At 61.5% G+C, this 14283-nt stretch carries 13 protein-coding genes; 11 read left to right on the forward strand and 2 right to left on the reverse strand.

All coding sequences use genetic code 11. The features are described from left to right. The first annotated feature begins 3 nt into the window (after positions 1-3). From IEV40_RS06245 to IEV40_RS06290, 10 genes are all read left to right on the forward strand, one after another. Positions 4-1428 (forward strand): Atrophin-1 multi-domain protein, encoded by a 1425-nt coding sequence (locus IEV40_RS06245; protein WP_229723992.1) that lies wholly within the window; start codon positions 4-6, stop codon positions 1426-1428. Positions 1429-1434: 6 nt separating this feature from the next. Continuing rightward, on the forward strand, positions 1435-2058 hold the full coding sequence (locus IEV40_RS06250; RefSeq protein ID WP_188420151.1) for a serine O-acetyltransferase: 624 nt from the start codon (positions 1435-1437) through the stop codon (positions 2056-2058). A gap of 2 nt (positions 2059-2060) precedes the next feature. Then, a complete protein-coding gene (locus IEV40_RS06255; protein ID WP_188420152.1) occupies positions 2061-3314 on the forward strand; it encodes a glycosyltransferase family 4 protein in 1254 nt (417 codons plus the stop codon). Further along, entirely contained in the window at positions 3311-4501 is a 1191-nt protein-coding gene (locus IEV40_RS06260) for a glycosyltransferase family 2 protein (RefSeq protein ID WP_188420153.1), read from the forward strand. The genes IEV40_RS06255 and IEV40_RS06260 overlap by 4 nt, the downstream gene beginning before the upstream one ends. Further along, positions 4491-5708 carry a WecB/TagA/CpsF family glycosyltransferase gene (locus tag IEV40_RS06265; RefSeq protein WP_229723993.1) on the forward strand — a complete coding sequence of 406 codons (1218 nt, stop codon included), beginning with the start codon at positions 4491-4493 and terminating at the stop codon, positions 5706-5708. Before IEV40_RS06260 ends, IEV40_RS06265 begins: the two co-directional genes overlap by 11 nt. Positions 5709-5999: 291 nt before the next feature. Beyond that, entirely contained in the window at positions 6000-7019 is a 1020-nt protein-coding gene (gene galE / locus IEV40_RS06270; protein ID WP_188420154.1) for a UDP-glucose 4-epimerase GalE, read from the forward strand. Positions 7020-7138: 119 nt separating this feature from the next. Continuing rightward, positions 7139-8428: a nucleotidyltransferase family protein gene (locus IEV40_RS06275; protein WP_188421069.1), complete on the forward strand. Its 1290-nt coding sequence runs from the start codon at positions 7139-7141 to the stop codon at positions 8426-8428. Beyond that, positions 8425-9852 carry a mannose-1-phosphate guanylyltransferase/mannose-6-phosphate isomerase gene (locus IEV40_RS06280; protein WP_188420155.1) on the forward strand — a complete coding sequence of 476 codons (1428 nt, stop codon included), beginning with the start codon at positions 8425-8427 and terminating at the stop codon, positions 9850-9852. Before IEV40_RS06275 ends, IEV40_RS06280 begins: the two co-directional genes overlap by 4 nt. Beyond that, positions 9845-11125 carry a hypothetical protein gene (locus IEV40_RS06285; protein WP_229723995.1) on the forward strand — a complete coding sequence of 427 codons (1281 nt, stop codon included), beginning with the start codon at positions 9845-9847 and terminating at the stop codon, positions 11123-11125. Before IEV40_RS06280 ends, IEV40_RS06285 begins: the two co-directional genes overlap by 8 nt. Next, entirely contained in the window at positions 11122-12579 is a 1458-nt protein-coding gene (locus tag IEV40_RS06290; protein WP_188420156.1) for a lipopolysaccharide biosynthesis protein, read from the forward strand. Before IEV40_RS06285 ends, IEV40_RS06290 begins: the two co-directional genes overlap by 4 nt. A gap of 112 nt (positions 12580-12691) precedes the next feature. Here the strand turns inward: IEV40_RS06290 and IEV40_RS06295 are convergent, their stop codons facing one another. Further along, positions 12692-13324 (reverse strand): hypothetical protein, encoded by a 633-nt coding sequence (locus IEV40_RS06295; RefSeq protein ID WP_188420157.1) that lies wholly within the window; start codon positions 13322-13324, stop codon positions 12692-12694. A 39-nt stretch (positions 13325-13363) separates the two neighbouring features. Continuing rightward, a complete protein-coding gene (locus tag IEV40_RS06300) occupies positions 13364-13660 on the reverse strand; it encodes a hypothetical protein (RefSeq protein WP_188420158.1) in 297 nt (98 codons plus the stop codon). Positions 13661-13966: 306 nt separating this feature from the next. Here IEV40_RS06300 and IEV40_RS06305 point away from each other — a divergent pair, with 306 nt between their 5' ends. Then, positions 13967-14257, forward strand: coding sequence for a hypothetical protein (locus IEV40_RS06305; protein WP_188420159.1), 291 nt, complete (start codon positions 13967-13969; stop codon positions 14255-14257). The last annotated feature ends 26 nt before the right edge of the window (positions 14258-14283 follow it).

The following is a 14283-nucleotide window of genomic DNA, read 5'->3' on the forward strand; positions in this document are numbered from 1 at the left end:
GTAATGCAAAAACGCCTTGCCTTCATGCCGGCTTCCTGGTCGACCTTCTGTGGTGCGGCCCTGATCGCTGCTGCGGCAGCCGCGCCGGTCAATGCGCAGACGCAGCCGGCGCAATGGGGCAGCTACCAGAAGCCGTTCGCGCCGACCTCGCCGTGGAACAGCCGGCCGGTCAATCCGGCCTTCGGCGATTTCGTGATTCCGAAATCGACCTATTCGCCCGGCGTGGCCGGCGGCGAATGGTCGACCGGCGTATTTCTGGCGAAGCAGGGCGATGCGCCGGTGACGGTCAGCGGTCTGCCGAATACGCAGGGATTGTGGGATCCGGATGCCGGCAGCAATCATGACGTGACGATTCCGCGCTGGCCGGCCGACGTGCAGGCCGCGACGGCCAGCGACGGCCATGCCGATATCGTCGATCCGGTTGCCGGCGTCGTGCATTCGTTCTGGCAATTGAAAAAGCTGAATGGCAAATGGGTTGCCGCGCAATACGCATGGACGCCGCTGAACGGCCGTGGCTGGGGCGATCCGGCGCACTACTTCCAGGGTTCGCGCGCAGCCGGCGTGCCGACTTCCGGCGGCCTGATCCGCAAGCACGAGATCGATGACGGCGACACCATGTACCGCCACGCATTGGCGATGTCGCTGACATTCACCGGGCTGTCTCCGAATCCCACCTACATCTATCCGGCGACATCCGCCGATACCAGCGCCGCGACCGCCAATACCGGCCGCATTCCGGAAGGCGCATTGATGATGCTGCCGCCGAGCTACGACACCTCGAAGATCAGCAGTCCGGCGTTGCGCAAGGTGGCCGAGACGCTGAAGACCTACGGTGCCTATGTCGTCGATCGCAATGGCGGTACGCCGTTCTTCATCTATGTGGAAAACGGTGCGAAGTACGACCTGCACAGCGGCGGCTGGAACACGGCGGTGGCCAACGATCTGGACCGTATCCGCGCCGCGTTGCGCCAGGTGACTTCGGCGCAGGGCTGGGTCGACGGCAATGGCCAGGCGTTCACGCTACCGAAGAAATTCAATCTGCTTTCGATGCGCGGTCCGTGGCAGCAATACGCGGGCGGACCGCTCGGTGTTTTCGATACATGGCAGCAGGCTGTCGTGTTTCCCGCATCGGCCACGCGTGTGACGCAGGTCAATTATTCGTCGCGCGGCATGAACCGAATCACGTGGTCGCTGCCGCAAACGGGGAAAACGTATCGCGTCTCCGCGATCACCACTGGCGGTGCAAAACTGAAGCTGCAGGTGCGCGATCCGTCCGGCTTGCCGCTGCATTTCGACAGCGGCGAACTGGCGAACGGCGAATCGAAGACGTTTGCATGGCCGGCGAACAACGCGATCGTCACCGTGTGGGCGATCAGCGGCGTCAACCAGCCATCCACCGTGCGCGGCGAACTGCTGTTGCAGGAGTAACGATCGATGTCGACGGCACGCGATCCCGACTGGCATGCCGACCTGCAGCGCTGCGGCATGCGCCGTCCGCTTCTGAAGGAGCAGTCGTTGTGGGCGCTGTGGGTGTATCGCTTCGGCCGTCGTGTGGACAGGCGGCCGCCCGGCATCGTGCGGCGGATGCTGACATCGTGGTACTGGCTGCTGTTTCGCGCAGCGGAAACGGCGACCGGCATCAGCCTGCCGAAATCGGCAACGATCGGGCCGGGCCTGCGCATCTGGCACTTCGGCGGAATTTTCCTGCATCCGCAGGCGACGCTCGGCGCGAACTGCACCTTGCGTCAGGGCGTGACGATAGGCAACCGTGAAGAAGACGGGCCGGTGCCGGTGATCGGTGACGACGTCGAATTCGGCGCCTATGCGCAAGTATTGGGCGGCGTACGTATCGGCAACGGTTGTCGCATCGGTGCGCTGTCGGTCGTGCTGCAGGATGTGCCGGACGGCGCGACGGCGGTCGGCGTGCCGGCGCGCGTCGTCACGCGCGGCGATGAATCGTTGAATGAAATATCGAAAGAGCAGTTGAGCAAACAATCAAACGGTATCGACCACATGAGCACTGAAGTGAATGTCGTGCAGCTGAAAGGAATCGCCTGAACATGCATATCGCCTATCTGATCAATCAATATCCGAAGGTCAGCCACAGCTTCATCCGGCGCGAAATCCTGGCGCTGGAACGCCAGGGCATACGCGTGCAACGTCTCGCGCTACGCGGCTGGGAAGGCGATCTGGTCGACGCCGAGGATTTCAGCGAACGCGAACGCACGCGCTATGTGCTGCGCGACGGCATGGGCGGTCTGTTGAAATCGATGGCGAAGATGGCGCTGGCGTCGCCGGCACGTTTCTTCTCGGGATTGAAACTGGCGTTCAGGATGAGCCGCCGTTCCGACAAGTCCTTGCCTTATCACCTGATCTATTTCGCCGAAGGCTGCCGCATCGCCGAATGGCTGCGCGCCGAAGACATTGCACATCTGCATGCGCACTTCGGCACCAATTCGGCGGAGGTGGCGATGCTGGCGGCGGAAGTCGGTGGTTTCCGCTACAGCCTGACGATCCACGGTTCGGAAGAATTCGACAAGCCGGAATTCATCGGCCTTGGCGAAAAGATACGGCGTGCCTCCTTCGTCGCCGGTGTCACGTCCTACTGCCGCAGCCAGCTGTATCGCGCGGTTTCGCACGAGCACTGGGGCAAGATTCACGTCGTGCATTGCGGTGTCGAGCCGGCCTTCCACGACGGCGCGATGCCTGCGTTGTCGCCGCGGCCGCGTTTCGTCTGCGTCGGCCGGTTGTGCGAACAGAAGGCGCAGCAACTGCTGGTGGAAGCGGTTGCGCTGCTGGCGCGAAAAGGTGTGGATGTCGAACTCGTGCTGGCCGGCGACGGCGAGATGCGTGACGAAGTGATGGCGATGATCGCGCATCACAAGCTGCAAGACCGCGTACGCATCACCGGCTGGATCAGCGGCGAGCAGGTGCGGCAGGAATTGCTGGAAGCGCGCGCGCTGGTGATGGCCAGCTTTGCCGAAGGGCTGCCGGTGGTGATCATGGAAGCGATGTCGCTGCGCCGTCCGGTGCTGACGACGTGGATCACCGGCATTCCGGAACTGGTGCGCGAAGGCGAAAGCGGCTGGCTGTATCCGCCGGGATCGGTGGATGAACTGGCGGTAGCGATGGAACGCTGCCTGGCGACGCCGGACGACGAACTGCTGCGCATGGGCGAACGCGCACGCGTGCGCGTGCTGGAACGGCACGACAGCGATCGCGAGGCCGGCAAGATGGTGACGCTGTTCCGGCAGGCCGAACAGAACAGCATGGTCGAAAGTGCCGCAGGCGGCATGGCGGAGGCGTATCGATGATGGCCTTGATGGAAATCCTGCTGCTGTCGTTGTTGGCGGTCGTCGCCGTGCCGGTGCTGGTCCTGCTGGTGCAGGCGTGCCTGGCGAAGTCTTCGCGTGCTGTCTTGCTGCCGGATGCACGCCGTCCGCGCATTACCGTGCTGGTGCCGGCGCACAACGAAGCGAACGGCATCGCCGCTACCGTTACATTGATCCGCAGCCAGCTTGACGAAAATGCCGGCGACCGCGTGATCGTCGTCGCCGACAACTGCACCGACATGACGGCATCGATCGCCGCATCCGCCGGTGCGCATGTGCTGGAACGGCACGACGAGCTGCGGCGCGGCAAGGGCTATGCGCTGGATCTTGGCGTGCGCGCGTTGATGCAGGATGCACCGGACGCCGTCGTCTTCATCGATGCCGATTGCATCGTGCTGCCCGGTTCGGTCGAACTGCTGGCGCGCACGGCATTGGCATCGCAACGGCCGGTACAGGCGCTGGACCTGATGCGCGCACCGCGCGGCGCCAGCCTGAAGATACGCATCGCCGAATTCGCGTGGGTGGTAAAGAACCGTGTGCGGCCGCTGGGTTTCCATCGCCTCGGTTTACCGTGCCAGCTGATGGGAACCGGCATGGCGTTTCCGTGGCCCTTGATCGCGCAGGCGCAACTGGCGAACGGCCATATTGCGGAAGACATGAAGCTGGGCATCGAGATGGCGAAAGCCGGCCGGCCGACGCTGTTCTGCCAGGAAGCCTGCGTCGTCAGCTACTTTCCCGTCGGCGACGATGCGGCGCGTGCGCAGCGTACGCGCTGGGAGCACGGCCATCTCGGCATGATCGTGCATGAAGGATTGCCGCTGCTGCGCGATGGCATCGTGCGGCGCGACCGCATGCTGATCGCACTGGCGCTGGACATGTGCGTGCCGCCGGTGGCGCTGTTAACGCTGGCCGTCGGCGGCGTTTTTGTGGCGATGCTGGCGATTGCGCTGTTTGCCGGCATGCAGTTGCCTCTGATGGCGGCGGCCGCGATTTTTGCATCGCTGGCGTTTGCCGTCTGGCTGTCGTGGTGGCGTTTCGGCCGCCGCATCGTCAGCTTCGGCGATCTGCTGTCGGCCGTCGGCTATGCGTTCTGGAAGGTGCCGTTGTACGTGAAATTTCTTTTCAGCCGCCAGGTGGAATGGGTGAGGGCCAAGCGCGATGCAGAGTGAAGCGAAAACAGAACAACGCAGCAATCGACCGGCCTATCCGGTGCGCACCGATTTTCGTCGTCGCGTCGTTTGCATACTCGGCATGCCGTTCGATGTCGTCACGCTGCAGGAAGCGGTGCAGAAGGTCGGCGATGCGGCGGCGCATGACGTGCGCTGCTTTCTTTCCACGCCGAACCTGAACTTCGCCGTCGCCGGCATGGAGGGCGGCTCCGCTGCCGATGTATTCCGCGATTCGGTCTTGCGCAGTGACCTGTCGGTGGCAGACGGCATGCCGCTGGTGTGGATTGCACGCCTGCTCGGCCTGCCGATACGCGAGCGCGTGGCCGGCTCCACATTGTTCGAAGCCCTGCGCCACGGCGAAGCGCGTCGTACCAATGCCGGCCTAATGTCAGTCTATTTCTTCGGCGGTCCGGACGGCGTGGCCGAGCGCGCGGCGGAAAAGCTCAATGCCTCGTCGTCGTGGCTGCGTTGCGTCGGCTATCGTTCGCCGGGTTTCGCCAGCGTCGAGGAAATGAGCGATGCGGAAACGATAGATGCGATCAATGCCAGCGATGCCGATTTTCTCGTGGTCGCACTCGGCGCGAAAAAGGGGCAGGCATGGATAGAGCGGAATCTGTCACGCCTGCAGGTGCCGGTCGTCAGCCATTTGGGCGCGGTCGTCAATTTCGTTGCCGGCACGGTCAGCCGCGCGCCTTCCTGGGTAGGACGCAGCGGCATGGAGTGGCTGTGGCGCATCAAGGAAGAACCGGCGCTGTGGAAACGTTACTGGAACGATGGATGGATGCTGCTGAAGCTGGCTGTCACCCGCATCGTTCCGTGTGCGGTGGCGACCAGATTGCGGCGCCGCGATGCCGAGGCGATGGCGCGTGCGCGCGTGGCCGTGCGCATGTACGGCCGTAGTTGCCGCATCGTCGCCAGCGGCGTGTGGATGGAAGGAAATCTTTCTGCATTGCGCGATGCCTGCGAACAGGCGACGGCCTCGCCCTGCGATGTGCATGTGGATTTTGCACGCGTCGTGCAGATAGACAGCGCCTGCATTGCGCTGCTGCTGCTGCTGTACGGTCATCAGACCAAGATTGCGCGCAGCTTCGTGCTGCATAACATCCGGCCCGCTGTCATGCGCACGATGCGGCTGCATTGTGCGGATTGGCTGGTTGCCTACGATGATCGTGCACAACGTTTTCCGCAACAGACGGTGTTGCCCTGATGATGCATAGATAAATCGCGTTCATTCGAAATGCGTGTTCGATCCCGCGTCCTAATCCACGTTGGCATCGTGCTCATCCGTGTTGTGTGTATCCGCATTGCACCATACAGGTAATTTTTACCTGCAAATATTTCCGTGTGTGAATGAATGCGCGCAAAAGATTTCTCTCGAAAAACGAATTGCTCTTGTCACGAAAATGTCATTGAATCAGTGATGACAAAAATGAACTTTTGATGCGATCTGCCGCTCTTTTAAAGGTTGCCGCGATGCGGCGTTCTGGATGTGCGGATCATGAAAATACTGGTAACCGGAGGAGCGGGCTACATCGGCTCGCATGCATGTGTTGAACTGATTCAGGCCGGTTACCAGATCGTCGTTGTCGACAATCTCTGCAACAGCAAGGAATCGGTTCTCGAACGCGTGGCGACGATCACCGGTTCTGTCATTCCCTTCGTCAAGGCGGACTTGCGCGATCGTGCCGCCATGGAACGAATTTTTTCTTCCGGGAATTTCGATGCCGTCATGCACTTTGCCGGACTGAAGGCAGTCGGCGAATCGGTCGACGAGCCGATGCGCTATTACGAGAACAATGTCGAAGGTAGCCTCGCGCTGTTCCAGGCGATGGCGAAGCACAATGTGAAGACGCTGGTGTTCAGCTCTTCGGCCACCGTCTATGGCGATCCGGCGACGGTGCCCATCGTCGAGGATTTTCCTCTGTCCGCCACCAATCCCTACGGCCGCAGCAAGCTGATGATCGAGGAAATGCTGCGCGATATCGCGAAAGCGGATGCCGCATGGCGCGTCGGCCTGCTGCGTTACTTCAATCCGGTCGGCGCACACGAGAGCGGATTGATCGGCGAAGACCCGAACGGCATTCCGAACAATCTGCTGCCTTATGTGGCGCAGGTGGCGATCGGCAAACGGCCGATGCTGTCGGTATTCGGTGGCGATTATCCGACCGAGGATGGCACTGGCGTGCGAGATTACATCCATGTGGTCGATCTGGCGGTCGGCCATGTGCGCATGCTGGAACGTTTAATGCATGGGGAAGCCGGCGTGCAAACCTACAACCTTGGCACCGGTTGCGGCAGTAGCGTGTTGCAGATGATCCAGGCGTTCGAGCACGCCAGCGGGCGTTCCATTCCGTATCAGGTGGTGGCGCGCCGTCCGGGCGATATCGCCGTTTGTTATGCCGATCCGTCGCGTGCTGAACGTGAACTTGGCTGGCGGGCGCAACGCAACATCGCACAGATGTGCGAAGACGCATGGCGCTGGCAGGCGTTGTCCGTGGAAACTTTCGATTACGCCTGAGCGCATTCGACGAAAAAACGTATTTGCATCACGTATTTCATCTCATATCCATTCTCGCAATTCATTTTTATTTCATCCGAAACGAACAGAAGAGAGACAGAAGGCCACCCATGAAAGCAATGATTCTTGCAGCAGGAAAAGGAACGCGCGTACAACCGCTGACATACGAACTGCCGAAGCCGATGATCCCGATTCTCGGCAAGCCGGTAATGGAGTACCTGGTCGAGCATCTGGTCAAGTACGGCATCCGCGACATCATGGTGAACGTCAGTTATCTGCACCAGAAGATCGAGGATTATTTCGGTGAAGGCCAGCGTTTCGGCGCGCAGATCGGCTATTCGTTCGAAGGTTATGTGAACGAGGAAGGCGAAGTGGTGCCGCGTGCGGTCGGTTCGGCCGGCGGCATGAAAAAAATCCAGGAATCCGGCGGCTTCTTCGACGAGACCACGCTGGTCATTTGCGGCGATGCGCTGATCGATCTCGACATCAAGTCCGCACTGTTCGAACACCGCAAGAAGGGCGCCAAGGTCAGCATCATCACGAAGGAAGTGCCGCGCGAAAAATCGTCCGATTACGGCATGGTGGTGACGGACGACGACGGCCGCGTGCTGTCCTTCCAGGAAAAACCGAAACCGCAGGATGCGATGTCGACGGCGGCCAGCACTGGCATCTACATCTTCGAGCCGGAAGTGCTGGACCTGATTCCGTCCGGTGTCGAATTCGATATCGGCTCGCAGCTGTTTCCGCTGCTGGTCGAGAAGGAGATTCCGTTCTATGCGCAGAAGCGCTTCTTCAACTGGATCGACATCGGCAACGTCAAGGATTACTGGGCGGTGTCGCAGAGCGTGCTGAACGGCGAGATGGCGCACATGACGATGCCGGGCACGCAGATCGACGACGGCATCTGGGTCGGTCTCAATACGCATATCGACTGGGACGGCACGACGATCGAGGGGCCGGTCTACATCGGTTCCGGCTGCACGGTGGAAGCCGGCAGCACCATCATCGGCCCGACCTGGATCGGCCATGGCAGCCAGATCTGCAGCGGATCGGAAGTCGTGCGCAGCGTGCTGTTCGAATACACGCGCGTGTCGCCGGAATCGACGATGGAGGAACTGGTGGTCTGCCGCAATTATTGCGTCAGCCGCGAAGGCGAGATGCGGCACGTTTCCGAATGCGAGGACGATCACTGGCGCGATGCGCGCGACCGCCGCTCGGTTACGCGTTCTTCCAAGGCTTCTGCTGACGGCTCGGTCAAAAATCAGGTCCAGGATGAGGCCAAGGGCGCAGCCAGGAATGCAGCGACCAAGGATGCTGTGACCAAGGATGCAGCCAAGGGCGCGGCTGCAGGTTCATCAGCACCCAACATGCCCGTCAACGAGCGCAGTCGCGCAATCGGTGCAGTGTGAAGATCCATCCCGTCATTCTTTCCGGCGGTTCTGGCACGCGCCTGTGGCCGCTGTCGCGTGCAGCGCTGCCCAAGCAGTTGCTGCCGTTGGTATCCGGCCTGACGATGCTGCAGGAAACCGTGCTGCGCGTGGCCGGCCGACCCGGCATTGCGTCGCCGCTGATCGTCTGCGGCGACGACCATCGTTTCCTGGTGGCGGAGCAGATGCGCCAGATCGGCGTGGAGCCGCACGCGATCATGCTGGAACCGCAGGGGCGCAATACGGCGCCGGCGATCGGCGTGGCGGCTTATCACTTGCGCAAGGATGGCGACGACGATGCGCTGATGCTGGTATTGCCGGCCGATCACGTGATACGCGACGTCGAGGCTTTCAACGAAGGGATTGCGACGGCGGCATCGGTTGCGCAGGGATCGTCGAAACTGGCGACCTTCGGCATCGTGCCGTCGGCGCCGGAATCCGGCTACGGCTACATCCGGCGCGGCGCGGCGGTGGAGGGAGCATCGGGCTGCTACATGGTCGAGCAGTTCGTCGAGAAGCCGGATCGCGAGACGGCGCAGCAATTCCTCGACGACGGCCGCTATTCGTGGAACAGCGGCATGTTCCTGTTCCGCGCCGGCGCTTACTTGGATGAGCTGGAACGCCTGCAACCGCAGATGGCAGCCTGCTGCCGCGAAGCCGTGCAGGAAGCCTACAGCGATCTGTCGTTCTGCCGTCTCGGCAAGGAGGCGTATGCAAAGTGTCCGTCCGAATCGATCGACTTCGCCGTGATGGAGCATACGCAGCAGGCGGTCGTGATACCGGCCGATATCGGCTGGAGCGACGTCGGCTCGTGGTCGGCGCTGGCCGACGTGCAGGAACACGACGATCTGGATCGCAACGTGCTGCAGGGCGACGTCTATACCGATGGCGTGCGCGATTCCTTCATCCGTGCGGAAAACCGCTTCGTCGCCGTGCTCGGACTGGACAACGTGATCGTTGTCGAAACCAAGGACGCGGTGCTGATTGCGAACAAGGATGATGTGCAGCGTGTCAAGCAGGTGGTCGATTACCTGAAGCAGGAAAAGCGCTGCGAGCACCTGAACCATACGAAGGTCTACCGGCCGTGGGGATCGTACGAATCGATCGATGACGGCCATCGCTACCAGGTCAAGCGCATCACCGTCGATCCGGGCGAGAAGCTGTCGCTGCAGATGCATCACCATCGCGCCGAGCACTGGATCGTCGTGACCGGCACCGCGCTCGTCACCCGTGGTGAAGAGCAGCGGCTGCTGACGGAAAATGAATCGGTCTATATCCCGATCGGCACGCAGCACCGGCTGGAAAATCCCGGCAAGATGCCGCTGCATCTGATCGAGGTGCAGTCCGGCGCCTATCTGGGCGAGGACGATATCGTCCGTTTCGAGGATGTATACCAGCGTGCCTGACGATCATCACCTTTCTCCTTCCGCAGATGTCCAGCCCGGTTCGCCACGTCCGGATCGTATCGTCGCGCGCCTGACCGAAATGCGCGGCAATAATGAAGCTACGCATCAGAGTACAAATCAGGTCACGCGCATCGTCTCCTTCGACGACCAGCAGGTCGGCTGGGAAATGACCGGCCCCGAGGAATGCCTGCCGCCGCCGTTGCGCGTGCACGATCTGGCGGCGACTGCGCTGGTGTTCCTGGCGATGCATCAGGGACGCGACCTGCACATCGACGGCCCGGTCACGCAATCGCTGCTGCGCAACATGGAAGATCTGATTGCGTGCTGGCATCTGTGGCGTCCCGATCTCTACCGCATCGTGCGCGTCAGCGCCGAACACGAAGTCACCGATGCGGCCTTGCCGTCGCCTGCGTCGCCGCCGCGCGCGGTGCTCGCCTTCTCGGGCGGCCTCGATGCCAGCTTTACCGCATGGCGGCATGTGACGGGCAACGCCGGGCGTCGCAGTCATCTGCTGCATGCCGGCGTGCTGATCCAGGGATTCGATATCGGCCTCGATGCCAATGCCGCTTTCACGACGACGGTTTCCACGGCCGCCGATGCGCTGCGCTCGATCAATGTGCCGATGGTGACGATGCGCACCAACTGGCGCGACGTCGCTTGCGTCAACTGGGAAATGGAATTCGGCAACGGCGTGGCGAGCTGCCTGCGCAACTGGCAGGGCAGTGTGTCGGCCGCGCTGGTCGGCTCCGACGAAGACTATGCACGTCTGGTGCTGCCGTGGGGCGGCAATCCGATCACTTACACGATGCTGTCGAGCCGCGATTTTCAGGTCGTCTATGACGGCGGTGAATTCACGCGTACCGAAAAAGCGGCAGGCATTCTCGACTGGCCCGCCGGCTTGCGCAATCTGCGCGTGTGCTGGGAAGGTCCGCTGACCGGCCGCAATTGCGGGCATTGCGAGAAATGCCTGCGTACCAAACTCAATTTCATGGCGCTCGGCGCGCCGCTGCCGGAATCGCTGGCAGGACCGCCGAGCGATGCCGATATCCAGAACCTGCGCGTCGGCAACCGCGCGCAACTGGTTCTGCTGCAGGAGATCGTCGAAATGGCGGAGCGTCGCAAGATACGCCAATCGTGGGTGCGCGCATTGAAGATCGCCATCGCCAAGAATCGCATGCGTCTCGCCGTGCCGGTCGGTGCTGCGTTGCGGCGCATGACGCAGCCGTTGCGCACGCTGCTGCGTCCGCTGAAACGTCGATTGGTGTCGCAATGAAGAATCTGCGCCGTGCCGTACCATGGGCGATCGTCGACAGCGTCGGCGTCGGCCTGCTCGGTTTCCTGACGCTGGGCATCATGTCGCGCGTGCTGACGGCGGCCGATTTCGGCAGCGTCGCCTTCGCGCAAGCCATCGTGCTGATGATGCAGCTCGTCATCGCACTCGGCATCAACGAAGCGCTGATCCAGCGCCGGCCTATCGATATGCTGCATATCGACAGCGCGTTCTGGATGGCGCTGGCGCTCGGTTTTTCCGGCTTCCTGTTCTGCGCCTGCATCGGTCTGTATTTCATCTATATGGCGGGGCAGCCGCTGGTCGGTACCATTCTCCTCATCGAAGGAACGGCTTGTTTCTTCACCGGTTTGAACCTGCTGCCGTCGGCGATGCTGGACCGCAAGATGCGCACCAAGGCAGTGGCACGCCGCACCGTGCTCGGGCGTCTCAGCTACTGCGTGGTCGCGATCGGTCTGGCGCTGGCGAATTTCGGCGTCTGGAGTATCGTCATCGCCGGCGTCGTGCAGAACCTGGTGCTGACGACGATCTTCTGGCGCGGCCTGCAGCGCTGGCCTAAGCGGCGTTTCTCGTGGCCGCATGCGAAGCAGCTGATCACGTTCGGCGTGCCGGTGATGCTGGAAGGCGCGCTGTGGGCATTCCTGACGCGCGGCTTCAATCTGCTGATCGGCGCCATCCATGGTTTGACGGTGCTGGGTCTGGTCAGCGTCGCGTTCAAGGCGACCGATGCGCTGTCCAACATCGTCGGCAACGTGGCCGGCCGTATCGGCCTGCCGTTCTTCTCGGCCTTGCAGCAGGATCGCGCGCACATGCAGCGTGCCTTCCTGCGCATCACGCAGGCAACCACCTTTATCTCCGGCCCGATCTTCGTCGGCCTCGCATTGACGGCGCATCAATGGGTGCCGCTCTTGCTCGGCGAAAAATGGAGCGAGGCGATCCCGTTGATCGTCGTGCTGTGCCTGATGTGGGTGACCAGCTTCACGCGCATCTTCGTTAGCCCGTACCTGCGTGCACTCGGCCATCCGCGCGCCTTGCTCTTACCCGGCCTGTGTGCCAGCGCCTGCACGATCGCGGTGGTATTCCTGACGGCAGGGCATGCGCCTATCTACATCATGCTGGCGTGGTCGTGCCGCGTGCTGGTCACTTATCCGCTTGGCTTGCTGTTGCTGCGCAAATACGCCGGCATCAGCGTCGGTCGCCAGTTGCGTCCGCTGGCGATGCCTGCGTTCTGCGTGGCGACGATGTCGGCCTGCGTGCTGGGATTGCAGTCGGTGATGACTGGTCACGAATGGTCGCTGATGACGGAACTGCTGGCTTCGATGGCGGTGGGCGCGTTCAGCTATGCGGCCATCGTCCTGTTCATGCATAGACGCAGACTGCCGGCCATGCTGGCGGACTGGCGTGGCGGCAGTGGCGGAATGGGGATGAAGGCCCGCTGAGAGCAGGTTGATGCGGCTTCCGGCTTCTTCATGAGGCTGGTGGTGACTGATTCCTCGTGTAATAGCCGATGTCGCGCATGTAGGCCTGCTTGTCGCCGCGGTCAGGCGACAATCAGCGTCGCGTGCGGACGTTTTTCAGCAGACGCTCCACGTCGCGGTTCAATGCTTCCAGATCGTGCTGCAATATGTCTTTTTCCGATTGCGTGATCTGGCCATCCACTCTGAATGCCGCTTCGCGGTGATAGATGTCGGTTTCGCGCTGCGCCAGGCGCTGCGCCTCGGTGCGTGTGATGAGGCCGCTGGCAATGCCGTAGTCGATGCGCTTGCCGATCTGCGTTTCACGTCCGGCGAGATCGGGAAGGTAGCCGTCCGGGCTGCCTTTCATCCGTGTATTGCGCAGGCTGCGTTCGACACCGGCATGCAGCGCATCGAGATCGCGGCGCAGCTGGTCGCGCTCTTGCGGCGTCAGCGTGCCATCGCGCTGGAAACCTGCTACACGCTGCTGGATGTTGCTTTCGCGACGCGATAGCTCATCCGCTTCATCCTGCGTGATCAGGCCATACGCGATGCCTTGTTCGATGCGCGCATGGATGTCCTGCTGTTGCTGATCGATGCTGTAACTTCGGACATTTTCGGCGTCCGCGAAAAGCGGAGCTGTTGCCAGTACGCCCGCTGCCAGCGCAAACCATGCCGTTGCACGGTTGCGCCGAAATCCTGAAGGGAAGAGGAGAGAAGTTTTCATCATGCGACGATGCCTTGCGATCGCCGGACATGATGCCGACGATCAATAACGATACGGGTTGGTAGGTCTGCGGTCGAAACGATTCGGTACGCCATCGCGATCATAGTCGCCGCGCGGGCGAATGTACCGTTTGTGATGGTAATACCTGTGCGGATGAACGTATACCGGCATCGGGCGCGGTGCGACATACACGGGGCGCGGCGCGACGTAGACCGGTGCCGGGCCGACATAGACCGGCGCGCCCAGATGGACGTCGACATTGACGCGGGCCATTGCCGGGGCAGAAAGCAGTAGTGCGCCTGCCAGTATGCCGGCCGAAATGCCGAGGATCTTTTTCATGACGCTCTCCTTGATGAGACGTTTTGGGGACGTTTTTGATGGAACATTTGCGGAGGATTTCCATTCCTGAAAAATCCTCTATCAGGACAATTCCATTTAATACGAGCATTGCATCGGTCGCCAGCCTGAATCGGTAAGGTCTGTTACAACATGTATCCGCCTCGGCATTGACGTTTGCATGCATTGCAGAAATGGCATGCCGGCAGTGCTGAATGAAATGCATGGTCACGAAAATCCCATATGGATGGGATACGAAACCGGCGGGAAGCGCTCCAGAATGATCAACCCTTCAGGAGTCGCACAACCATGCCATTTCAATTGCCGTCCAACGTTACTGCCCAGCGCAGGCCGATTTCCGCCACATCCTATGAATACATCCTCCGCCACAGCGAACTGGGCCAGCTTGGACAGATCATGCTGAGCGTCTGCGTTTCCGGGCATTGCCGGATCACGTCGCTGGTCCACGGACAGCCGGGTGAAATCCTGACCGAACGCCGTCGCGCCATTTTCGAACCGTTGGCGAAGCTGCTGGCCGAACAGATCAAGCCGGCATTGAGCATGCAGCCGGCAGGCAATGAGCGGTCCGCCATGGTCTGATCGCGAGTGCTTTTTTCACCGCAAAA

It is taken from the genome of Oxalicibacterium solurbis, from assembly GCF_014635845.1.
Classification (GTDB): Bacteria; Pseudomonadota; Gammaproteobacteria; order Burkholderiales; family Burkholderiaceae_D; genus Oxalicibacterium; species Oxalicibacterium solurbis.

Bases quoted from the DNA above. Each gene is read 5' to 3' on its own strand.
- IEV40_RS06245 (WP_229723992.1), top strand. From the start codon at position 4: ATGCAAAAACGCCTTGCCTTCATGCCGGCTTCCTGGTCGACCTTCTGT.
- IEV40_RS06250 (WP_188420151.1), top strand. From the start codon at position 1,435: ATGTCGACGGCACGCGATCCCGACTGGCATGCCGACCTGCAGCGCTGC.
- IEV40_RS06255 (WP_188420152.1), top strand. From the start codon at position 2,061: ATGCATATCGCCTATCTGATCAATCAATATCCGAAGGTCAGCCACAGC.
- IEV40_RS06260 (WP_188420153.1), top strand. From the start codon at position 3,311: ATGATGGCCTTGATGGAAATCCTGCTGCTGTCGTTGTTGGCGGTCGTC.
- IEV40_RS06265 (WP_229723993.1), top strand. From the start codon at position 4,491: ATGCAGAGTGAAGCGAAAACAGAACAACGCAGCAATCGACCGGCCTAT.
- galE (WP_188420154.1), top strand. From the start codon at position 6,000: ATGAAAATACTGGTAACCGGAGGAGCGGGCTACATCGGCTCGCATGCA.
- IEV40_RS06275 (WP_188421069.1), top strand. From the start codon at position 7,139: ATGATTCTTGCAGCAGGAAAAGGAACGCGCGTACAACCGCTGACATAC.
- IEV40_RS06290 (WP_188420156.1), top strand. From the start codon at position 11,122: ATGAAGAATCTGCGCCGTGCCGTACCATGGGCGATCGTCGACAGCGTC.
- IEV40_RS06295 (WP_188420157.1), bottom strand. From the start codon at position 13,324: ATGATGAAAACTTCTCTCCTCTTCCCTTCAGGATTTCGGCGCAACCGT.
- IEV40_RS06300 (WP_188420158.1), bottom strand. From the start codon at position 13,660: ATGAAAAAGATCCTCGGCATTTCGGCCGGCATACTGGCAGGCGCACTA.
- IEV40_RS06305 (WP_188420159.1), top strand. From the start codon at position 13,967: ATGCCATTTCAATTGCCGTCCAACGTTACTGCCCAGCGCAGGCCGATT.